General features: G+C 70.5%; 17 protein-coding genes. 9 read left to right on the forward strand and 8 right to left on the reverse strand.

Going from position 1 to position 21,571, the window contains the following annotated elements; translation table 11 throughout:
• Positions 1-2: 2 nt before the first annotated feature.
• Both OG485_RS03320 and OG485_RS03325 read left to right on the forward strand, forming a co-directional pair.
• Positions 3-1,226, forward strand: a complete 1,224-nt coding sequence (locus tag OG485_RS03320; RefSeq protein ID WP_328664298.1) for an MFS transporter — start codon at positions 3-5, stop codon at positions 1,224-1,226.
• Between the two features lie 238 nt (positions 1,227-1,464).
• A complete protein-coding gene (locus OG485_RS03325; protein WP_328664300.1) occupies positions 1,465-2,658 on the forward strand; it encodes a cytochrome P450 in 1,194 nt (397 codons plus the stop codon).
• 179 nt (positions 2,659-2,837) lie between these two features.
• Here OG485_RS03325 and OG485_RS03330 read toward each other — a convergent pair whose 3' ends face one another.
• The 3 genes from OG485_RS03330 to OG485_RS03340 all read right to left on the reverse strand — a co-directional run bounded on the left by OG485_RS03330 (position 2,838) and on the right by OG485_RS03340 (position 7,009).
• Positions 2,838-3,701, reverse strand: a complete 864-nt coding sequence (locus tag OG485_RS03330; protein ID WP_328664302.1) for a Cof-type HAD-IIB family hydrolase — start codon at positions 3,699-3,701, stop codon at positions 2,838-2,840.
• Positions 3,702-3,741: 40 nt separating this feature from the next.
• Positions 3,742-4,884 (reverse strand): ROK family transcriptional regulator, encoded by a 1,143-nt coding sequence (locus OG485_RS03335; protein WP_328664304.1) that lies wholly within the window; start codon positions 4,882-4,884, stop codon positions 3,742-3,744.
• 184 nt (positions 4,885-5,068) lie between these two features.
• Positions 5,069-7,009: a lamin tail domain-containing protein gene (locus OG485_RS03340; RefSeq protein WP_328664306.1), complete on the reverse strand. Its 1,941-nt coding sequence runs from the start codon at positions 7,007-7,009 to the stop codon at positions 5,069-5,071.
• Positions 7,010-7,354: 345 nt separating this feature from the next.
• Between OG485_RS03340 and OG485_RS03345 the strand changes: the two genes are divergently transcribed.
• Positions 7,355-7,789: a hypothetical protein gene (locus OG485_RS03345; RefSeq protein WP_328664309.1), complete on the forward strand. Its 435-nt coding sequence runs from the start codon at positions 7,355-7,357 to the stop codon at positions 7,787-7,789.
• A 56-nt stretch (positions 7,790-7,845) separates the two neighbouring features.
• Here OG485_RS03345 and OG485_RS03350 read toward each other — a convergent pair whose 3' ends face one another.
• Entirely contained in the window at positions 7,846-9,078 is a 1,233-nt protein-coding gene (locus OG485_RS03350) for a cytochrome P450 family protein (RefSeq protein ID WP_328664311.1), read from the reverse strand.
• Between the two features lie 190 nt (positions 9,079-9,268).
• On the opposite strand from OG485_RS03350, the gene OG485_RS03355 reads away from it, so the two are divergent.
• The 3 genes from OG485_RS03355 (at position 9,269) to OG485_RS03365 (ending at position 11,759) form a co-directional block, all read left to right on the forward strand.
• Complete coding sequence (locus OG485_RS03355; protein WP_328664313.1) at positions 9,269-9,727, forward strand: PPOX class F420-dependent oxidoreductase; 459 nt, start codon at positions 9,269-9,271, stop codon at positions 9,725-9,727.
• Positions 9,728-9,867: 140 nt separating this feature from the next.
• Positions 9,868-10,824, forward strand: coding sequence for a hypothetical protein (locus OG485_RS03360; protein ID WP_328664315.1), 957 nt, complete (start codon positions 9,868-9,870; stop codon positions 10,822-10,824).
• 296 nt (positions 10,825-11,120) lie between these two features.
• Complete coding sequence (locus OG485_RS03365; RefSeq protein ID WP_328664316.1) at positions 11,121-11,759, forward strand: DUF4328 domain-containing protein; 639 nt, start codon at positions 11,121-11,123, stop codon at positions 11,757-11,759.
• 100 nt (positions 11,760-11,859) lie between these two features.
• Here the strand turns inward: OG485_RS03365 and OG485_RS03370 are convergent, their stop codons facing one another.
• The 3 genes from OG485_RS03370 to OG485_RS03380 form a co-directional block, all read right to left on the reverse strand.
• Positions 11,860-13,683 carry an FAD-binding dehydrogenase gene (locus OG485_RS03370; protein ID WP_328664319.1) on the reverse strand — a complete coding sequence of 608 codons (1,824 nt, stop codon included), beginning with the start codon at positions 13,681-13,683 and terminating at the stop codon, positions 11,860-11,862.
• Positions 13,684-14,019: 336 nt separating this feature from the next.
• The gene (locus OG485_RS03375) at positions 14,020-15,618 is read right to left on the reverse strand and encodes a glycerol-3-phosphate dehydrogenase/oxidase (RefSeq protein WP_328664321.1); all 1,599 of its coding nucleotides are present in this window, start codon (positions 15,616-15,618) and stop codon (positions 14,020-14,022) included.
• Entirely contained in the window at positions 15,615-16,214 is a 600-nt protein-coding gene (locus tag OG485_RS03380; protein WP_328664323.1) for a TetR/AcrR family transcriptional regulator, read from the reverse strand. The genes OG485_RS03375 and OG485_RS03380 overlap by 4 nt, the downstream gene beginning before the upstream one ends.
• A 72-nt stretch (positions 16,215-16,286) precedes the next feature.
• Here OG485_RS03380 and OG485_RS03385 point away from each other — a divergent pair, with 72 nt between their 5' ends.
• Both OG485_RS03385 and OG485_RS03390 read left to right on the forward strand, forming a co-directional pair.
• On the forward strand, positions 16,287-17,876 hold the full coding sequence (locus OG485_RS03385) for an FAD-binding oxidoreductase (protein WP_328664325.1): 1,590 nt from the start codon (positions 16,287-16,289) through the stop codon (positions 17,874-17,876).
• 175 nt (positions 17,877-18,051) lie between these two features.
• Positions 18,052-18,933 (forward strand): diacylglycerol kinase family protein, encoded by an 882-nt coding sequence (locus tag OG485_RS03390; RefSeq protein ID WP_328664327.1) that lies wholly within the window; start codon positions 18,052-18,054, stop codon positions 18,931-18,933.
• A 30-nt stretch (positions 18,934-18,963) separates the two neighbouring features.
• Here OG485_RS03390 and OG485_RS03395 read toward each other — a convergent pair whose 3' ends face one another.
• On the reverse strand, positions 18,964-19,905 hold the full coding sequence (locus OG485_RS03395) for a L,D-transpeptidase (RefSeq protein ID WP_328674228.1): 942 nt from the start codon (positions 19,903-19,905) through the stop codon (positions 18,964-18,966).
• Between the two features lie 750 nt (positions 19,906-20,655).
• On the opposite strand from OG485_RS03395, the gene OG485_RS03400 reads away from it, so the two are divergent.
• Positions 20,656-21,441 carry an SAM-dependent methyltransferase gene (locus OG485_RS03400; protein ID WP_326789946.1) on the forward strand — a complete coding sequence of 262 codons (786 nt, stop codon included), beginning with the start codon at positions 20,656-20,658 and terminating at the stop codon, positions 21,439-21,441.
• Positions 21,442-21,571: the final 130 nt, after the last annotated feature.

Genomic DNA, 21,571 nt, shown 5'->3' on the forward strand with positions numbered 1-21,571 from the left:
TCATGCGCAGCTACAGATCCCTGTTCCGCACGGCGGAGTTCACCCCGTTCCTGCTTTCCTTCGCCGCCTTCGCCGCGGCCCAGACGATCGGCGGACTGGCCCTCGCCACGCTGGTCTTCCGGGCCACCGGCTCCCCGTTCCTGTCGGCGGTGAGCATGTTCGGACCGCAACTGGCGCAGTTGCTGGGCGGCGCCTTCCTGCTCTCGGGCGCCGACCGACTGCCGCCGCGCGCGGTCCTGTCCGCCCTGTCGCTCTCCTTCGCGGCCGCCACGACGGTCCTCGCGCTGCCGGGTCTGCCGGTCTGGGCAGTCTTCGGCGTCGTGCTCCTGCAGGGCCTGGTCGCGTCGCTGGGCGGCGGAGTACGCGGGGGCCTGCTGAACGAGATCTTGACCAAGGACGGCTACGTCCTGGGCCGTTCGGTATTCAACATGCTCTGGGGCCTGACGCAAATGGCCGGTTTCGCGACAGGTGGCGCGCTCCTTGCGCTCCTCTCCCCGCGGACCTGCCTGCTCCTCGCGGCGGCGCTGTACTTGCTGTCCGCCCTCGTCACCCACCTCGGCCTCACGGCCCGCCCGCCGCGCTCCGTCGGCCGGCCGTCCCTCGCGGCGAGCTGGCGCGCCAACTCCCTCCTGTGGTCCTCGCGCCACCGCCGCCTGACGTATCTGGGCCTGTGGGTTCCCAACGGCCTCATCGTCGGCAGCGATTCGCTGTACGTCTCGTACGCCCCCGAAGCGGCCGGCCTGCTCTACGCGTTCGGTGCGCTCGGGATGTTCGCGGGCGACCTGGCCGTGGGCCGTCTCGTACCGCACGCCCTGCGCCGTCGCCTCGCGACGCCGTTGCGCCTGCTGCTCGCGGTTCCCTACCTGTTCTTCGTCCTGCAGCCGGGGGTGCCGCTGTCAGCCGTGGCAGTCACCGTCGCCTCCGCCGGCTTCGCCGCGAGCCTGGTCCTCCAGGAACGCCTGATGTCACTCACCCCCGACGACCTCGCGGGCCAGGCCCTCGGGCTGCACGCCACCGGCATGGCTGCCCTGCAAGGCATCGGCGCCCTCCTCGCGGGCACGCTGGCCCAACTGACCTCCCCTGCCACGGCGATGACACTGATGGCGGCCGCATCGGTCACCGTGACCCTGACCCTCGCGGTGCTGGGCAGGTACGAGAAACGGCAGTCGGCCGTCCCCGGTACGCACCCCGGCTTCCTGTCGGAACCGGCTGCCAGAAACAAGTGAGCTGATCTGCCTCTTTACCGAGGGCCTTGCCGCAACGCGCCCTGGCGGCCTCCGTCCAGACCGAGCGGACCGCCCGTGTGGAGGCCGTGGTGAGCGCGGTCGGCGTCGAGGACGAGCCACGGGCTCTGGCGGCCGAAGCACTGGCGGCAACGGCGGCCATCCTGAAGTCTGGCCGCACGTGCCTGACGGCGGACTCCTCCCGGGAGGGGTACCGACACGACGACGGAGGCAGCATTCGATGGACCGAGCCGACGACGACGCACGGAAGATTCGCCGGAATCACACCGGACCAGGCTGCCCGATCGAACGCCGGGACGACGGCACATGGCAGGTGCGCGGCTACCCGACGGCACGCGCCGTGCTGCGCAGCACCGACACCGTACAGGCGGGTCTGGGCATCGAGACCGTCGAGAAGCTGCCCGCCCGGATCCGGCGGCCCGTGCTGTACCGCGACGGACCCGAACACCGGGAACACCGCCGTCAGACCGCCCGCTACTTCACACCCCGCCGCGTGGACGAGCACTACCGGGAACTCACCGAACGCGTCACGCACAAACACCTGAACACCCTGCGGACCGAGGGCGAGGCACGGCTGGAGGACCTCACCTTCGGCGTCGCGATCGACGTGGCGTGCGGGGTGATCGGCCTGACCCGCAGCAGACCCGGCATCCAGCGCCGGCTGGAGCGCTTCTTCCCCGAGGAGTTCGGCAGGCCCGGGCTGACCAGCCCGCACGGGATCTACTGGCTGGTGCGCCAGAACACCAACTGGCTGCGGATCTACCTCGCCGACGTCCGCCCGGCCGTCCGCGCCCACCGTGAACGGCCCGCCGACAACCTGATCTCGCACCTGATCGCGGAGGGCTGCTCGAACCCCGAGATCCTCGGCGAATGCCTCACCTACGCCGCTGCCGGAATGGTCACGACCCGCGAGTTCATCTGCGTCGCCGCATGGCATCTGTTCACCGACGCCGCTCTGCGCGAGCGCTACTTGACCGGGAACGAGACGGAACGCCTTGCCGTGATCCATGAGCTCCTGCGCCTGGAACCCGCGGTCGCCCGCCTGAGCCGGCGAACCACCGGCGCCTTCGACGTCCCAGGCGCCGACGGCCCGGTCACCGTACCCGCCGGCGCGCTCGTCGACATCTACGTGGACGAGGCCAACACCGACCCGGAGGCTGTGGGCGCCGCCCCCACTGCGGTCTGCCCCGGCCGGCCGGCAACGACCGGGCGGTACGCGGCCGCCCTGTCCTTCGGAGACGGACCGCACCGCTGCCCCGGTGCCGACATCGCGATGATGGAGACCAACGTCTTCCTCGGGCACCTCTTCGCCCTCGAGGGCATCCGCATGCTCACACCGCCCCGTGTCACGTTCCAGGACGAGATAGGGGGCTATGTGATCCGTGGACTCAGGGTGGCCGTCGACCAGGGGTGATGCCGGGCGCCGTCAGCACTCGTCCAGCGTCCCGGCCACGTACGCGTCCCCACGCGACGAGATCCGGGAGACGGCGCCGATGACCGAGGGTGCGATCTGCGCGCAGGCAATCGGAAGAATCGCGATCGATGGTTCGCCTGATTCCCTGACACATGAACCTCCAGCCGCCTCGCCCGGTATCAGAGGTCCAGAACGCTCCTGATGGTGCGGACGACGCCGTCGTCGCTGTGTGCGGGAGCCAGGTGGCGGGCGCGGCTGATGACGGCGGGGTGGGCGTTGGCCATGGCGTACGACCAGTCAGCGGCGTCGAGCATGCCGAGATCGTTCAGATAGTCCCCGAACACCATCGTCTGGGCCGGACCGATGTTCAGGTGCTCCTGAAGCCGGCGCACGGCGACTCCCTTGTCGGCGCTGTGGTTCATGACGTCGATCCAGTGCTCGCTGGAGACGACGACCTGGTGGGTGTCGGCGAAGGACGCCAGGGCGGGCGCCGTGGTGCGCTCGATCGGCCCGAAGTCGAAGACGGCCACCTTGACGATCTCGTCGTCCACCGCAGTGGCATCGCCGACCAGGCGGTGCGCGTTGTAGTACCGGCCCACTTCATCGAGGAAGGCCTGGTCACCGCGTTCGATGTAGGCCGCGCGCTTGCCGCAGACGACGACGCCCACGTCCACACCCTCGTCCGTGAGCTGCCGGACGGACTTGACCAGGCGGGCGGCGACAGCGGGGTCCAGTGGGTCCGACGAAACCTCCACGCCGTCACGGACGACGAACGCGCCGTTCTCCGCTATGTAGACCATGCCGTCGTCGGCGCCGGCGAACAGGTGCGCCAGCGTGGCGTACTGACGTCCGCTGGCCGGGCTGAAGACGATGCCCCGGCGCCGCAGATCGGCGAGCAGGGGCCACAGCCCCTGCGGGACCTGCCCGTCGGCGTCCAGCAGGGTGCCGTCCATGTCGGTGACGACGAGCCGGATGTCGGGACGGGGGGAGAAGGAAGTAGGAGTAGCAGCAGGGACAGGGGCAGGGGCAGGTCGCGTGGTCATCATGTTCCGGTGGGTCGGTGCGGAAAGGGGCTGAGGGCAGTCACCACTGCGTGGCGGGGTGGGCGGCGCGGACGATCAGGGAACCGAGTTCCTCGACGGCACGGGAGCGTGCTCCGGCCAGCTCGGGCAGGGTCAGTACCGCCGCGGTGACCGGGACGGAGCGTGGCGAGCGGGTCAGGTGTTCCTCGAGTGCGGCGATCAGGCGGGGGCGGGAGCCCCAGGGTCCGCCCACGACGACCGTCTGGGGGTCGGCGAAGGAGAGGGCCGCGGACAGGACACCGCCGATGGCGTGTGCCAGTGCGACGCGTACCCGGTCGGCGCCGGCGTCGGGGGCTTCCAGGATTTCCAGCAGTTTCGGCACGTCGACGGCGGTGGAGGAGGCCCGGCGCAGGTCGAGCGCGGCGAACACCTCCGTGAAGGGCATCGCCTGTCCGTCCGGCCCCGCCGTGTACAGGTGTGCGATCTCCCCGACGAGCCCGCGATGTCCGCGGCGCACGACGCCGTCGCCGACCACTGCGCAGCCGAGGCCTTCTCCGAGGTGGAGGTAGACGAAGTCGTCGACGCCCTGCACGCAGCCGTACTCGTACTCCGCGCGCGCGGCCCAGTTGACGTCGTTGTCCACCAGAACCGGGCCTGTCACCGTGCCGGCCAGGACGGCGGGCGGATCGAGTGCGCCCACCAGGAACGGAGCGTCCGGCAGGTGCACCAGTCGGCCGGTCGCCCGGTCGACGGGGTCGGCGGCACTCACGACCGCCAGACGCAGCGGTCCGCCGGTCTGGCCGCCGAGCTGTACGGCGGCCGCGCCGAGCGCCTCGGCGACCGCTTCCTGTCCCGCGTCGGCTTGCAGCGCGGTGCGGACCTGCCCGTGGGTGCGCCCGAGGGCGTCCACCGCCTCGGCGGCGACACCGTGCGGGGTGATGCTCGCCACCAGGGCGGTACCGAGGTGCGGGGCCAGCGCGTAGTACGAGCCGACCCGGCCGCGACCGGTGGTGCGCTCGCCGGTGTCGACGACGAGTCGCGCCTGTTCGAGCCGCTGGACACACTCGGAGATGGTCGGCTTGGAGATGCCGGTCCTGGTGGCGATCTCCGCCCGCGTGAGCCGGGCGTGGGCCATCAGGACGCGCAGCACGTTCTCGTCCGTCAGGGCACGCAGCAGCTCCAGGGACGGTTTCGGCGCGGTCATACGACCATTCTAGTAAGGACTCTTACCTAAACATGCACGCGGGCCTGCCTTGACGCACCACGGGGCACGGAGTCGGTCATCCCCACAAGCTACTGGGGCAGCCCACGGTGACCGCTCCAACGGGAACCGGGCATGAGTGAGGGAGGCGGCCCCGTGAATGAGCCGCCTCCCGTGTTCGGCACGATCAGCAGGGGAAGGTACCGCTGTAGAGGGCGTGTCCGTACGAGGAGGTTCCGGAACCGAAGCCGTAGACGCCGTCGTCGCTCCAGACCGCCTCGCGGAACCCGTTGACGCAGGTCGAGGCCGGCGCGATCGCGAAGCCCTCCAGGTTGTCGGCCGGCATGACGGCCGGGTTCGTGTAGGTCACGTCCGGCACGATCGCGCCGGAGGCGTTGACCTTCATGAAGGTGTGGGTCTCACCGCAGGTGTTGTCGCAGGTCGCGACGAGGCGCTGGGTACCGGCGTCGTACGTCACGTCCATCACGGAGGCCTTGCCCGTGGCGATCGTGCCGAACGTGGTGAACGTGCCGTCGGAGTTCAGACCGTAGACGTGCAGCGAGCCGTCCCACTCCAGGCCGGCGAAGAACAGGCCCGACCCGTGCAGCGGGTAGTTCGCCGGGTTGTAGGCGGCACCGGTGAGCGGGTTGACCCAGCCGTTCGCGGTCAGCCAGCTGTCCGGCACGTATCCGACGCCCTCGAAGCCGAGGTTGGCGTCGTCCTTGTCACCGGTGTTGAGCTGCGGGAACTGCGAGGTCATGTCCCACTGATGGACCGGCGTCAGCGTCGATCCGCTCGCGGCCGGGTCGAACTCCAGGATCGTGTCCTTGGGCACCGTGTTGTTGGTGTTGTCGCGCTCGGAGGTCACGTAGAGGTGGCCGTCGCTGCCGACGGTCAGACCCTCGGAGTCCGGCTCGCCGGAGCCGCTCGTGAAGCGGATCTGCTTGCCGGTCGCGCTCCAGGTCGTGTCCGGGATCCACTTGCCGTCGCTCTTCACCAGCTTGTACAGCCAGTTCTTGTTCTTGACGGCCCACAGCACCGACGGGTTCGCCGAGTCGAACGCCAGACCGCTCACATCCCGGCCCTCAGGTCCGGTGGACGTGGTGAACGCGCAGACGTTGTCCACGATCGTGACGTCCAGCCCGCCCGGCCATGCCGTCGTGCCCGTCGGGGTGGAACCCGTACCGGACGGCGCCTCGGGCGCGCAGCCGCTGGTGAGCGAGCCGCCGCCGCCCAGCAGTTGGCCGGTCTGCGAACCGCCGCCGCCGGTGCCACCACCGGTGCTGCCCGAGCAGGAGTTCGCGCTGCCGAGCGTCGCGGTCGTGGCGGTCTGGAACCAGCCCGTGCCATTGGCGCAGCGCTCGCTGGACGGCTTGGCGGCGCCGGTCGTCCAGGTCACCGAGTCGATGGTGTTGCCGCTGCTGTCGACGAGGACGACCGAGTCGTTGTCGCCCAGGCCGATGGTGGAGTTGAACGTGACGTAGCCGCCCGCGGGGATGCTGCTCGCGCTCGGCGAGGAGGACGAGATCGTCGCCGCGGAGTGGGAGGTGTCGTTGTCGACGTACTTCCACGAGCCGACGCTGACCGCGCTCGTTCCGCCGTTGTACAGCTCCACGGTGTCGGAGCCGTCGGACGTGACCTCGTTGATCCGTACCCGGCTCGCCGCCGGGATCGACGACGGGCAGCCCGAGGCGTTCGCGGCGCCGAACGTGGCCGCCGAGGTCGCGGTCGCCCACGCCCCGGTGCCGTCGCCGCCACAACGCGCCATCGCCGGCTTCGCCTTGTCGGTCGCCCACTCGACGCGGTCGACCACTGTGCCGCCGGACGTGTAGATCACCAGCTTGTCCGAATCACCCAGTCCCTTGGGCGAGTTGAAGGTGACGAAGCCACCGGCCGGGACAGAACCGGCGGACGGGCTGAACGACTGCTGCGAGAAACTGTCGTCGGACATCTTCCAGCCGCTGATGCTCACCGCGGTCGAGCCGGAGTTGTACAGCTCCACCGTGTCGTTGTTCGACGAGGTGACTTCGTTGATCCGAACGTTCTGATAGCCGACCGGGTCGGCGGCGGCCGCGGGCTGAGCGGCCAGCAATCCGGTGACGAGGAGTCCTGAGAGTGTCAGGGACACGGCGCACACAGAGGCGACGCCGGCACGCGAAGGTGAGGTAGGCACGAGGGGGAACTCTGGCCAGACGATCTTGAAACGCCGTGTACTCCGGTTGAACGGCAACTTCTGACCACCGGAACGTCGGGCATACGCCGTCACCGGCCGGCACGGCATCGCCCTCCTTGTCCCCCTGAGGCCCAACAGCCCCCCGCATCACATGAAGCGGCTGCGCAGCGAACCCGTGACCGCCGTTCTCGTCGAGATCGCCGGCCTGGTCCTTGACGCGGCCTACGGCGGGTGTCACCGCTCGAGTGCGGAGCTTCCGTTCGCTGGACCGTCGCCAATACCCGCTGGTTGAATGCGCGCATGCCAAATGTCCTGCCGTTCTTCATGTGTGCTCTTCTCGGTGCCGTAGCGGTCGCCTCGTATGTCAACAGACGGCAGGACAGGCTTACAGCCCGATTCATCGATGGTCGACGCGTCACCGTTTCCTGTGTCATCTGCCCTACTGGAGCCGATCGTTGGGAACGGGGCTTGTTCGTGATCGAACCAGGGGGCTGGTCGTGGGAGTCACGTCGTTCGCGCGCCGGTGAGGCCGTGCTGCCGGTGGACGCGCGGATCGCACGGATCCGAAGGCCCGAGGGGCGGGAGAGGAACCGGCTGCACTATCGCCTGCTGGTGCTGGAATGCACGTCTGCTGACGGTGACGTCCGTTTGGCAGTGGAGCCTGGACGGTTGGAGCATGTGGTGATGACGCTCGCGCCGGCCGGCTATGAAGTGCCGCGACCTGTCATGGAGTGACCAGGGCTCCCGCGGCCGCGAGGTGCATCTTCATGCTCCCCTGGGGTCTCGACCCGTCATCGATCCGCAGCGGGCTCCTTGGCGGTACCGGTACGGACCGGAAGGGCAAGCAGACCGCGGGACCGCATCGAGGGACGCCATTGCAGTTCGGCCGGAGACACGTCCAGTGCCATGTCCGGAAAGCGGCCGAGGAGCGCGGACAGAGCGATCTCGGTTTCCATGCGGGCCAGAGGAGCGCCGAGGCAGTAGTGGATGCCGTGGCCGAGGGCGAGGTGTCCGGTGGCGTCCCGGTCGATGTCGAAGCGGTCGGGGTCGGTGAAGCGGAGTGGGTCCCGGTGGGCGGCCGCGAGGGACAGCAGAACAGTGTCGCCCGCCGGGACAGGCACCCCGCCGATGGAGATGTCCTCGGTCGGAAACCGGCGGATGGCCAGGGGCATCGGGCCGTCGTAACGAGCCAACTCCCCTACCACAGCGCTCAATCGCGCGGGATCGGCCCTCAACTCGGCCGACTGCTCCGGGTGGCGAAGCAGAGTCAGGATCGCGTTCCCGATGAGATGCACGGTGTTCTCGTACCCGGCGACCAGGATGAGGAAGGCCAAGGACATCAACTCGTCCTCGTTCAGCCGGTCTTCCTCGTCGCGTACGGCAATCAGCGCGGAGAGCAGATCATCTGCCGGGGCGGTCCGCTTGCCTGCGATGAGGTGGGTGAGGAACGACAGCATGCTGCCGACCGCTTCTTTGGCGAGGGACGGGCGCTCCGGATCGGGAGCCATGAGAGCGTCGGTCCATGACCGGAAGTCGAGCCGGTCGGCCGGGGCTACACCGAGCAGGTCGCAGATCACGGTGATCGGCAGCGGCGCGGCGTACGAGCCGATCAGGTCCGCGTGTTCATCCGCGGCGATACGGTCAAGGAGCTGGTCGGCGGTGCGCCGGATCGGCTCGCGAAGCTGCTCGATTCGGCGCGGGGTGAAGGCCCGGGTCACCAGACGCCTGATGCGGGTGTGGTCCGGGGGGTCCATGTTGAGCAGGTTGGCGTCCAGTGCCGGCGGTAAGGCCATGCCTCGGTAGCCACCGGGCGTCGCGTTACGCTTGTCGAGGGAGAGCCGCGGATCGGCGAGCGCCTCGCGTACGTCGTCATAGCCGGTCACCAGCCAGGCAGGCAGCCCGTCCGTTCCAGTGATCCGGTGCACGGGCCCCGCTCGGCGAAACTGCGCATAGACGGCGTAGGGATCTTCCGCGAGTGCCCTGATGTCAATCGGCGCCTGCCGAGCGGGGGTTGCGTCAGTCATACCCTGACCCTACTTGCGAACGAGCTGCGTACCTTTGATGGCCCGCCACCGTCCGCAGAGCTGGAGGAATACAGCCACCTGCGCGTTCCCGTCTCGGCCCGCGGATTCAGGCGAGGGCGGCGACCAGCAGGGAGTGCCGGGCTCGTGGAGTCCACGAAATTGCTGGACGGTCAGGAACGTTGGTCATTTCATGACTCAACGACCAGGGCCTCGCCCCCTGTCCGACGAAGCCCTCTCCGACTTGCTCGGCCGGCAGCAGTTCGGCACGCTCGCCACCGTCAAACGCAGTGGCCACCCCCACCTGACAACCATGATGTACAGCTGGGACCCCGAAGCCCGCACTGTGCGGTTCTCGACCACGGCGGATAGGGTCAAAGTCCGGCACCTGCGGCGCAATCCACGCGCGGCGCTGCACGTGTCGGGCGGCGACGTGTGGTCGTTCGCCGTCGCCGAAGGCGAGACCGCGGTCTCCGAGAGCACGACCGTTCCTGGGGACGCGGTCGGACTGGAACTGCTCGGGATGATCCCGAAGGCCGCGAGGCCCGAGGACGAGGATACGTACCTGGAGGAGTTGGTCGCCGATCGCCGGGTGGTCATCCGGCTGAAGGTGGACCGACTGTACGGCACGGTCCTTGACATCGACGACTAGGACATATCGGGCACATGCTGGTCGCAGTCACTCGTTGATGACTGCGACCAGCGCGGTCGCTTCGTAACGGACGGCGACCTTGTCATATCTCATTGCCACGGCCCCGTGCCGCTTGGGACGGTTGATCGCGGGAGGAAAGAATGGGCACTGCCCTGGTCGAACCGACGGCCGTGAAGCGGTCGAGGCATGTGAACCGTGCCGCACGGGCTGCCGGGGTCGGGCTCGCCTCGGTGGCCGTCTCCGCGCTCGCGACATGGCTGCTGCTGGACTCCAACGCCTGCCGGAACGCGCCGGACTACGGCTGCCTCGGTTTCCTCATCGTGTGGTCCCACCTCTTGCCCTTCCTGAACTTCCTCCTCACCTGGCCGGCCCTGCGCCTCCTCGGAATCCGGCCGGCCTGGCTCACCGCCCTGATCGGCACCGGCATCGGCTGGTACCTGGTCCGGAACGTCGAAGCCCTCCAGTGGCTCCCCGGTGGCACGCGGTACGTCCAACCTGTCCTATACGTGGCTGCGTTCGCCCTCGCGGCCTGGATCACCCAGTCCCGCAGGCCGCTGTGGCCGCGGGCAGCCGTGGCCCTCGCCCTGGTCCTGCTGATGCCACTCGACTCGCTCGCCACCGCGCAACACGTCCGGAGCAGGCAGGACGGTGAACTGGCCGGTGCCCGTGTCCCCCTGCTCGGGCCGCGAATGCCCGCGGGCTACCACCTGAACGGTGTCGGCACCAACGGGTCGGCAGCCGAAGTCGAGGCCACCTTCTTCTACCGGATCTCACCCGACAGTCTGAGCGGCGCGGACACCATGGACGAGCTCCGTCAGGAGATCCAGGTGACCGTCGGCCCCGTACAGCCGGGTTTCACCCCGCCGTCCCACTGCGCCGCGCTCACCAGCGTCTACCCGGTGCCGTCACCCGCCTGCACCCCGGTGGCTCCTGGAGTGTGGCGGTGGTCGAAGTACGAGTACGTCAAGTACTTCACCCGGGTCGGCGACGCTGTCGCGGTCATCCAAGCCCGCACCCCTCCAGTGAGCGACACCGTTCTCCGAAACCTCGCCGGCTCCATGCGAGTCCGCACGCCGTCCTACTTCACCGGCGGCTGAACGGTGTGAAGTGTATTTACCGGCGCGCCGGTTCGGATTCCCGGACATGAGGACGGCTTCCTCCTCGACCTTCCGGGCCTGCCGGCGCTTCCGCAGTGCGCGGTGGTCGGCGGCGAGGGCAACCGGGGCGGACAGCGTCAGGGGGTGGGTGGGGCCGAGGGTGTCGAGGGCCCGGGCAGTGGTGGTCCCGGGACTGCCGGGCTCGCGGGCCAGGCTGTGGCATCAGGCTCCCTGGGGGTTAAGATCCGCTGCCGACCTGCGGAAAGTCCGAATGGGCGGCTTCCAGGGAGTGTGAAGTGACCGGATCGGTCAGGGTGCCGCGCGGACAGGCCCGGTTCGCCTGCGGCGCGATCGCCGCGTTCGCGCTGGTGACCCTCGCGGCCGGGCTGGTGGCGTGGCACAAGTACCAGTTGCTGGCCGGACCCCTGACGCGAGGACCCTACGTCGACAACCCGTTCGTCGAGGCCGACACGTACTTCAGAAACCTGATGGGCTGGCGTACCGCTCTGCTTCTCATGGCCCTGCTCCAGTTCAGCATCTGGCTCGCCACCATGCGCGACGTCGCGGACGTGCTCTGGCGCCGGGGACAGCGTCGGCGCAGAGCGTGGCTGGTCTTCGGCTGGGTGATCCCGGTGGCGCAGCTCTTCATACCCAAGATGTTCGTCAACGACCTGTGGGCCGCCGGCCGGCCGGAACCGCAGCGCCGTCGAGGACATCCCCTGCTCACGGCATGGTGGCTGTCCGTCCTCGTCGCGGCGAATGCCTACAACGACGCCTACGACGATCTGAAGAAGGCGGTCAGCGCGGGCCAGGCACGTCATGCGCTGCGGCAGATCATGCTCGGCGACGGTCTGTACATCTGCGCCGCAGCGCTGTCGATCATCGTCGTCCGGCAGCTCATCCGCAGGCTGGAACGCGCCACACCGACTGCGTGACCGCGACACCCTCGACCCGTCCCGGGCTACTCCGGCAGGCAGGCGAGTGATCATGGCGCCGGGGAGGGGTCGGCCCGCCCCTCCCCGGCGTCGTCGGTCGTCAGGTCGCGGTGGCGGCCGCCGCCGCGCGTCCCGCCTGGCGGCCGGAGAAGAGGCAGCCGCCCAGGAAGGTGCCTTCCAGGGAGCGGTAGCCGTGAACTCCGCCGCCACCGAAACCGGCGACCTCACCGGCCGCGTACAGACCGGGCACCGGGCTGCCGGAAGCGTTCAGGACACGGCCCGAGAGGTCGGTCTGGAGGCCGCCGAGGGTCTTGCGCGTGAGGACGTTGAGCCGTACGGCGATGAGCGGACCGGCGTCGGGGTCCAGGATCTTGTGGGCGGGCGCCGTGCGGCTGAGGGAGTCCCCGACGTAGGCGAGCGCGTTCCGGATGCCCATCACCTGGACGTCCTTGGTGTACGGGTTGTCCATCTCGCGGTCACGGGCCTCGATCTGGCGCTGGAGGTCGGCACGGTCGACGAGGTTGTCGCCGGTGAGCTTGTTCATGCCGGTGACGAGGTCGGCGAGCGTGGTGGCGACCACGAAGTCGGCGCCGTTCTTCTTGAACTTCTCGATCGGCTCCGGACTCTGCCAGATCCGGGAGAGGAGTTTCCACACGTCCTTGTTGGTGAGGTCCGGATTCTGCTCCGACCCGGAGAGCGCGAACTCCTTGGCGAGGATCTTCTGTGTGGTGACGAACCAGGAGTAGTCGTAGCCGGAGCCCGTGATCGACTTGAGGGTGTGGAGGGTGTCGTAACCGGGGATGTCCGGGCTGCCGAAGCGACGGCCCCGCGCGTCGAACCACATCGACGACGGACCGGGCAGGATCCGGATGCCGTGACCGGGCCAGATCGGGTCGTAGTTGCGCAGCCCCTCGGTGTAGTGCCACATGCGGTCCGGGTTCACGATCCTGCCGCCGGCCTGCTCGGTGATCGCCAGCATGCGGCCGTCCACGTGCGCGGGCACACCGGTGACCATGAACTTGGGCGGGGTGCCGAGGCGGTCCGGCCAGTTCTGCCGTACGAGATCGTGGTTGGCGCCGATGCCCCCGGAGGTGACGACGACGACCGGGGCGCGCAGCTCGAAGTCACCCACGACGGTACGGGAACTGGGCTTCCCGCGTGCCACGCCGCTCGGTTCCAGAACCGCGCCGCGGACGCCCGTGACGACCCCGCCGGTCGTCACGATCCCGTCGACCCGGTGCCGGAACTTGAAGGTGACCTTGCCGGCCGCCACCGCGGCGCGGACCTTCTTCTCGAACGGCTCGACCACCGCGGGACCGGTGCCCCAGGTGACATGGAAGCGCGGTACCGAGTTGCCGTGTCCGTCCGCGAGCCCGCCGCCCCGCTCGGCCCAGCCGACGACCGGGAACCACTGCACGCCCAGGCCGGAGAGCCACGAACGCTTCTCCCCCGCTGCGAAGTCCACATAGGCCTCGGCCCACTTGTACGCCCAGTGGTCCTGGCCGGACGGGTCACCGACGCCGCGGTCGAAGCCCGCGCTGCCGAGCCAGTCCTGCCAGGCGAGGTCACGGGAGTCCTTGACACCCATCAGCCGCTGCTCGTCGGAGTCGACGAAGAACAGTCCGCCGAAGGACCAGAAGGCCTGACCGCCCAGACTGGCCTCCGGCTCCTGGTCGAGGAGGAGCACCTTCCGTCCGGCCGCGGCGAGTTCCGCGGTCGCGACCAGCCCCGCCAGCCCGTGTCCGACCACGATCGCGTCCGCGTCCTGCGACTCGGCACCGAACGCGGGGAAGGCCTGGGCCGCGAGCGCGGCTCCGGCGATCATCCCTCCGGTGACGGTGAGGGCGCGGCGGCGTGTGATGCCCCCTCCCGCCTCCGCGTCGTTCCCGTGACGTGATGCGGAGTTGCCTCTGGAGTTCTCCATGGCTGCCTTTCGTCAAGAGGTGCCGGAGGTACGGGAGATACGTGCGCGGGGTGCCGAGGCGCAAAGGCGTCACCGATGGGCCGACCGACAGGTGTTACCGACGGTAGCCCATGAGGTCCGCGTTGCAACAGGCCCTGAAATAGAGGGAGTTGGGCCAGAGTTGAGACACGCGGAGACCGGCCCGGCACGTAGGTGTCGGGCCGCATCGCGGAGGAACACGCGGCCATGCGCAGCCCACGCGGGCGCACGGAGAGGCGGGCATACGGATGGGCGGGCACGCGAAACGGCGGGCCGCATGCCGGCTCCGCCGTCCGCGCGAGTTGTTGTGACGAGACGTCAGACCGAGTGCTCCGCAGCCGCGTCGAGCGCTTCACGCGCCGCGGTCAGAGCCGCCGACCGGTCCTCGGGTACCAGGCCGATGCGGGTGCGCCGGTCCAGGAGGTCGGACTCGTCGAGGGCGCCCTCGTGCAGCACGGCCCACAGCAGCGCGGCCCGCGTGACGGGGTGTCCTGGCACCACGGGCTCGCCCAGCCGGGGACCGCCGGCGGCGAGGGCGTGGACGGCGGGGGCTTCGGCGCCGTAGCGGCGGATCAGGTGGCCGGGGGCGGCCAGGGAGCCGAGCCGGCGCGGGGCCGCGGCGCCGACCAGCGGCAGGGAGGCGGTCGCCGAGGGACCGGCACGCAGACCCCGGGCCTCGACCGCCGCGTCGACGGCGTCCTGGGCCATGCGCCGGTAGGTGGTGAGTTTTCCGCCGACCACGGTGGTCACCCCGTCGTCGGAGGTGAGGACGGCGTGCCGGCGGGAGATGTCGGAGGTGCGGGCGGCCTCTCCCGAGCGGCCCGGCGCGGTGTCGAGCAAGGGGCGCAGCCCCGCGAAGGCGCCGACGACGTCATGGCGTCTCACCGGGGTGTCCAGGGCGGAGCCGACGACGTCGAGCAGGAAGCCGATGTCCGACTCCGGAACCTGGGGCACGTCCGGGAGGTCCCCGTCGACGGGTTCGTCGGTCAGGCCCACGTACACGCGGCCGTCGTCCTGCGGCAGGACGAGGACGAACCTGTTGGTCTCGCCCGGGATCGGGATGTGCAGCCCGGCGGGCAGCGGTCCGAACAGGTCGGCGCGCAGCACCAGATGCGTTCCGCGCGAGGGGCGGATACGGATGCCCTCGACCAGGTCGCCGGCCCAGACGCCGGACGCGTTGATGACCGAGCGGGCCCTGATCTCGCCCTGCTCGCCGGTCAGTTCGTCGCGGACCCGGGTGACGGTCCCGCCCGTCTCCAGAGCCCGGACCCGGGTGAGGATCTTCGCGCCGTGGGCGGCCGCGGTGCGGGCGAGCGCCGTCACGAGCCGGGCGTCGTCGGTCACTTTGCCGTCCCAGGACAGCAGGCCGCCGCGCAGGCCCGCCGGGCGCACCGACGGCGCCAGGTGCCGGGCCTCCACCGCGGAGAGGCGGCGCGGAGCGGGCAGGGTGGCACGGGAGGTGCGGGCCGCCAGTCGCAGGGTGTCCCCGGCCCGGAACCCGGCCCAGGCCAGGGAGGCCTGGCCGCGTGACACGAGCGGTGTCAGGGGCAGTACGAAGGGCTGGGCGCGGACCAGGTGGGGGGCGGTGCGTTCCATGAGGACGCCGCGTTCGACCGCGCTCTCGTGGGCGACGTCGAGCTGTCCGGAGGCCAGGTAGCGCAGTCCGCCGTGGATGAGCTTGGAACTCCAGCGCGAGGTGCCGAAGGCGAGGTCGTGGGCGTCGACGGCGACGACGTCGAGACCGCGCGCGGCCGCGTCCAGGGCGACCCCGGCACCGGTGGCGCCGAGTCCGATCACCAGGACGTCCACCGTGCCGCCGCCCACCGCCTCGGCCAGTTCACGGCGGCGGCGGGCGGCGGAGAGCGAGGATCCGGGCGCCGGGGCCGCCGGGCCGGACGGACTGCTTGTGGGACTCATGGCGTGAGGGTCCTCTCCAGAAGGGTGCGCAGCTCGTCGAGAAAGGCCGTGCTGGTCAGTTCGGGGTCGTCCTCGTCGGTCATGGTCCGCAGCGACAGGGTGAAGGACTGGACCACGAGCAGTACGGCACGGGCCTGTCTTCTCGTGGGCGCGAACCGCACCGAGCCGTCGGCGTGCCCCTGCTCCAGGGCGTCGGCGAGGAGTTCCAGGAGGGCTTCCTGGCTGGCTCCGCGCCGGTCCAGTACGTACGGGAGCAGGAGTTCGGGGTCGACGTCGATGATCTTGCGGAAGAGCGGGTGGGCGCGGAAGCCCTCCACTCCGGCCACCAGACCGTCCACGATCTGGGTCCGCGTGTCCTTGTCCGGGTGCGGCTCGGGCATGGCGCGGGTCGCCACGTCGATCCACTCACGGGTCATCAGGTCGCCGACCAGCGACCGCACATCGGGCCAGCGCCGGTAGAGCGTCATGCGCGAGACACCGGCGCGGCGGGCCACGTCGGTCAGGGTGGTACGCCGGACTCCGACCGCCAGGACGCAGTCGCGTACGGCGTCGAGGACGGGGTCGCCGTCCGAGTGCTTGTGACGAATAGGCGTCATGTGTCACAGTGTAACGCCCCGTGCTGCTGTGCGGGAGACGGCACGTCGCGACCGACCGATGAGGACTAGTTCATGGACATGCTGTGGAGTGGCTGGGGCGACCCGGCCAAGGCGGCACCGCTGCCCGACTCGGTGACCGGCCTGCTGCGGGATCTGCTCGGCGTCAAGCCGCGGGACACCGCCGCACACGCTCTCGACGAGATCCCCGTTCCCGATCCCCTGCCTGACCCGGCCCTGGACGCGCTGGCGGACGCCGTCGGCGGCGCGGAGCATGTGCGCGCCGACGCGGAGACCCGGATCAGGCACACCCGCGGGAAGTCGACGCCCGATCTGCTGAGGCTCCGCGCGGGTGACGCGGGGGACGCCCCCGGGGCCGTCGTCCTGCCCTCCACCCACGACGAGGTCCTCGCCGTGCTGCGCGTCTGCTCCGAACACGGCCTCGCCGTCGTCCCGTTCGGCGGCGGCACCTCCGTCGTCGGCGGCCTCGCCCCGGAGCGGAGCGCCTTCGTCGCCCTCGACCTGCGCCGTATGAACGCCCTGGTCGGCATCGACCCGGTCTCCCGGACGGCGACGCTCCAGCCGGGCCTGCGCGCTCCCGACGCCGAGGCGCTCCTGGCCGAATACGGCTTCACCCTCGGGCACTTCCCCCAGTCCTACGAGTGGGCGACCATCGGCGGGTTCGCCGCCGCCCGTTCCAGCGGCCAGGCCTCCGCCGGATACGGCCGCTTCGACGAGATGGTCCTCGGACTCACCCTCGCGACCCCTGAAGGCACCCTGGACACGGGCCGCGCCCCCCGGTCGGCGGCAGGCCCCGACCTGCGGCAACTGATCCTCGGCTCCGAGGGCGCCTTCGGGGTCATCACCTCCGTCACCGTACGGATCAGGCCGCTGCCGCGGACGCGTGTGTACGAGGGGTGGCGGTTCGCCTCGTTCGAGGAGGGAGCCACCGCGCTGCGCCGGCTCGCCCAGGACGGGCCGCGCCCCACGGTGCTGCGGCTGTCCGACGAGACCGAGACCTTCGTCGGACTCGCCCAGCCCGACGCCATCGGCTCGGCCGAGGCCCCCGCGGCCGCCGGCTGCACGGCCATCGCCGGGTACGAGGGGACCGAGGAGGAGACCGCGCGCCGCCGCGAGGAAGCCGCGGCGGTCCTGCGCGCGGCCGGAGGCACCTACCTGGGCGCCGAACCCGGCGACCGCTGGGCGCACGGCCGCTACTCGGCGCCCTACCTGCGCGACGCGCTGCTCGACGCCGGGGCCTTCGCCGAGACCCTGGAGACGGCGACCTTCTGGTCCCGCGTTCCCGAGCTCTACGCCGCCGTGCGCGCCGCCCTGACCGGGACGCTCTCCGCCGCGGGAACCCCGCCCCTGGTCATGTGCCACATCTCGCACGTCTACGAGAACGGTGCCTCGCTCTACTTCACGGTGGTCTCCGCGCAGGGCGAGGACGCCGTGGCCCACTGGGTGCCGGCCAAGGAGGCCGCCAACGAGGCCGTGCTGAGCGCGGGCGGAACCATCAGCCACCACCACGGGGTGGGAACGGACCACCGTGACTGGTACCTCCGGGAAGCGGGGCCGCTGGGCATCGAGGCCCTGCGGGCCGTCAAGCGGCGGCTGGACCCCGACGGCCTCCTCAATCCCGGGATCCTGCTGCCCCTCGACTGACACCGCCCCCGATGACGTGGTGGCGGCCCGGGGCCGCTGCCACGTCATCGGGCTCCGGCGGCCCGGACCCCGCCGCGCACAGCCGCACCACCGGCTCCGGCCCCGACACCGTCGCCGTACACAGGTTCCGTCCCTGCCCGCTCCGTCCCACCCGTCACTGCCCGGAGGCACACCGATGCGACAGTTCACCGCCGTCGTCAATCCCACCGCGGGCGGCTCCACCGGGGCGGCCGCGCTGCTCCCGGTGGCCCGCCTGCTCAGGGAGGCCGGAGCCGGTCTGGAGACCGAGTACAGCCGCAGCCTGGCCCACGCGCAGGAGCTCGCGCTCAGCGCCGGGGAGCGGGGCCGGGTCGTCCTCGCCGTGGGCGGCGACGGGATCGCGGGCGGGATCGGCGGCGCCCTGAGCGGGACCGACACCATCCTCGGGCTGATACCGGCCGGCCGCGGCAACGACTTCGCCCGCGCGCTCCGGCTGCCCGCCGCGGCCGCGGACCTGACGCGCGTCCTGCTGCACCACGAGCCCCGGCGCGTCGACACCATCGAGGTGGAATCCGCGGTGCACGCGCGCACCGTGGTTCTCGGGAGCGTGTACGCGGGTGTCGACGCGCTCGCCAATCAGCACGCCAACCACGCACGCGTGCTGCGCGGGGCCGCCTCGTACTACGCCGGCGGCCTGCGCGCGGTCACCGGCTGGCGTCCGGTGTCGTACCGCGTCACCGTCGACGGGGAGGAACACCTCCACCGCGGCTACACCGTCGTGGCCGCCAACTCCGCCTATTACGGCTCCGGGCGCATCATCGCCCCGGCGGCCCTGACGGACGACGGCCTGCTGGACGTCGTCATGATCCGCGAGGCCCCGCGCCGGCTGTTCTTCACCCTCATGAACGAGCTCAAGACCGGCGCGCACACCGCGCGGCCGGAAGTGGTGATCCTGCGGGGCCGCGAGATCCGCATCGAGGCCGACCGGCCCGTGCCCTACGGCGCCGACGGGGAGGTCGAGGCCGCCCTCCCCGTCACGGCCCGGGTGCGGCCGGGCGATCTGGCCATGCTCTTCTGATCACCCCGGCCCCCGGCGCGCCACCGCAGGTCACCCCGCGGCGGTCTCCCCGCTCGCGCTGCCCGCCAGCCACTGGTCCCAGCTCAGGTTGAACGAGGCGTAGCCGTTGTCGGCCGAGGCCTTCGCGCGCGGGGAGCCGGTGACGGACACCGGGTCACCCTGCTTGACCTGGCCGTAGAACCACTTGGCGTCGGTGATGGAGAGGTGGACACAGCCGTGCGAGCCCCGGGCGCTGCCACTGCCCGGGTTCGGGTCGCCGGTCGAGTAGTGGACGTAGGTCCCGGACTGGGTCAGGTGGACGTCCCAGGGAAGGGTCAGGTCGTAGTAGTTCGCGTCGCCCTTGTTGCAGCTGATGCCGACGCTGCACGAGGTCATGTGGACCTTCTCCTGCTTGTCGATCACCGCCATCACGCCGTTCCACGTGGGGTATTCGGCACTGCCCGCGTTGATCGACAGGGTCCGTACGGGCGCGCCGTTCTTGGTGACCTTCATGGTGTGGCCGGTGACGGACACATCCGCGCGGACGTCGTCGCCGACGGTGAAGTCATGGACGTAGGAACGCGTGCCGTAGCGGCCGTTGCCGTTGGCGACACCCTTCAGGTCTGCGGTGACCTTCACCTTCGTGCCGCTCGCCCAGTACGACTTGGGCCGCCAGTCGGCACGCCGGTCCCCGAACCAGTGCCACGCGCCCGTCATCGGCTGGGAGCTGGTGACCTTCATGTGCTTCTCCACGCCGGCGCGGGCCTTCTGGGCCACCGGGTTGGTGAAGATCACCGAGATCGGCATCGCGACGCCGACCGTGGCACCGGTCTGCGGCGTGATCGTCTCCAGCAGCATCGGTGGCCCGGCGGGCTTCGATGGAGACGGCTTCGCACCGGCCGTCGGCTTCTTCGACCCTGCCTTTCCGTCGTCTGAACTCGCCTTCGGCGTACCCCCGCCACAGGCACTGGCCCCCGCCAGCACCGCAACCATGACGAGTGCCGTCGATATCCCGCTACGTCGCTTCACTTTTACCCCGGCTCACAATCGTGCCTGCCTCACTGTTCACTTGGACTGCGGGCACCGGCCCGCGGTTGCAGTACATGTGTAAAGCGCGGTTCAAAACCCGACTCGGGAGGCTCGCGCCCCCGCGGATCGGGCGGAACGCGTGACGGCTACCGGTGCCCGGACCACCGGTCACCGGTACCCGCTTCAGGTCGGCTCACGCCTGTGCGCCGACTCCGGCGCCGGCGCGGCCCGGATGCCGGGAGAGGAACCGCACCGCGCCGTCGGCCCTGGGCAAGTCCCTCGTGCCGACCGGGGTTCCCGGAGCGCGTTCGCCGGGCCGCGTCGACCTCTTGGGGCGCCGTCGCGGGCTGTCCCGTGGACGTCCCCGCGCCGGAGCGGACGAGCGGTACCAGCACTCCGGCACCGGCACCGGCACCGGCACCGGCGAGCACGGCGACCACCCGTAGCACCCCCCGCTGAAGGTTCGTGGCCGGTGTCCCGAAGTCCCGGGCGATCACGGGCAGCATCAGGTTCAGCGCGAACCAAGTCCAGCTCCACCAGCAGCATCGCGATCGAGGCGGCGGCGATGACGGCGCGGTCCCGGCGTGGGAACAGTCCCGGCATCCGGCCTGCGGATCCGCTCAACTCCCTTACCGTGCCGACCACATGACCGCTCCGAGTAGGATGATCGAACACTTGGTCTGCCCGCGTTTCCGTGGTGCGATGGGAGCTAGCATGACGATCGACCGACAGTCGTTTCCGCCGCTCGACACCAGTAAGGCGCATCCCGCGCGGGTCTACGACTGGCTGTTGGGCGGCAAGGACAACTACCCGGTCGACGAGGCGGTGGGAGAGAAACTGCCGCCCGAGGCGAGGGACGCGGCCCGGCAGAACCGCGAGTTCATGCAGCGGGCGTCCGCCTGGCTCGCCGAGCAGGGCGTCGACCAGTTCCTGGACATAGGCACCGGCATCCCCACCCAGCCGAACCTGCACCAGATCGTCCAGGACATCACGCCGTCGGCGAAGGTCGTCTACACCGACAACGACCCGATCGTGCTGCGTCACGCCGAGGCGCTCCTGGTCAGCCGCCCCGAGGGCGTCACCGACTACATCCAGGCCGATGTGCGGCGGCCGCAGGACATCGTCCAACACGCCCGCCACGTACTGGACTTCAGCCGTCCGATCGCGCTGTCGCTGATCGCGCTCATGCACTTCATCCCCGACGAGCAGGACGCCCACTCCATCGTCCGCAACCTCGTCGACACCCTGCCCTCGGGCAGTTACCTGGTGCTGTCGCACGCCTCCTCCGACGTGTTCCCCGAGCTCTCCGCGCAGGTCACCGCCGAGTACGCGAAGGGCGGTATCCAGCTCGGTTTCCGTACCCGTGCCGAGGTGGAACGCTTCTTCGACGGCCTCGACCTCGTCTCCCCCGGGCTGGTGACGGCGACGAAGTGGGCCAAGTCGGGAGCGCCCGCTCCGGAGGACAGCGGCATCTACGCGGCGGTGGCACGCGTCCGCTGAGCGGAAGGGGTACGGCGGATGTGCCGCGCCCCGCGCCCCCGGTGATGGTGATCCGGGGGACGCGGCCCGGCATCGCGTCCATGCGGGTGGCGTATGGGGCGGCGGCGAGCCCCCGATGGCATGAGCGGCG

Source organism: Streptomyces sp. NBC_00328 (assembly GCF_036139655.1).
GTDB lineage: Bacteria > Actinomycetota > Actinomycetes > Streptomycetales > Streptomycetaceae > Streptomyces.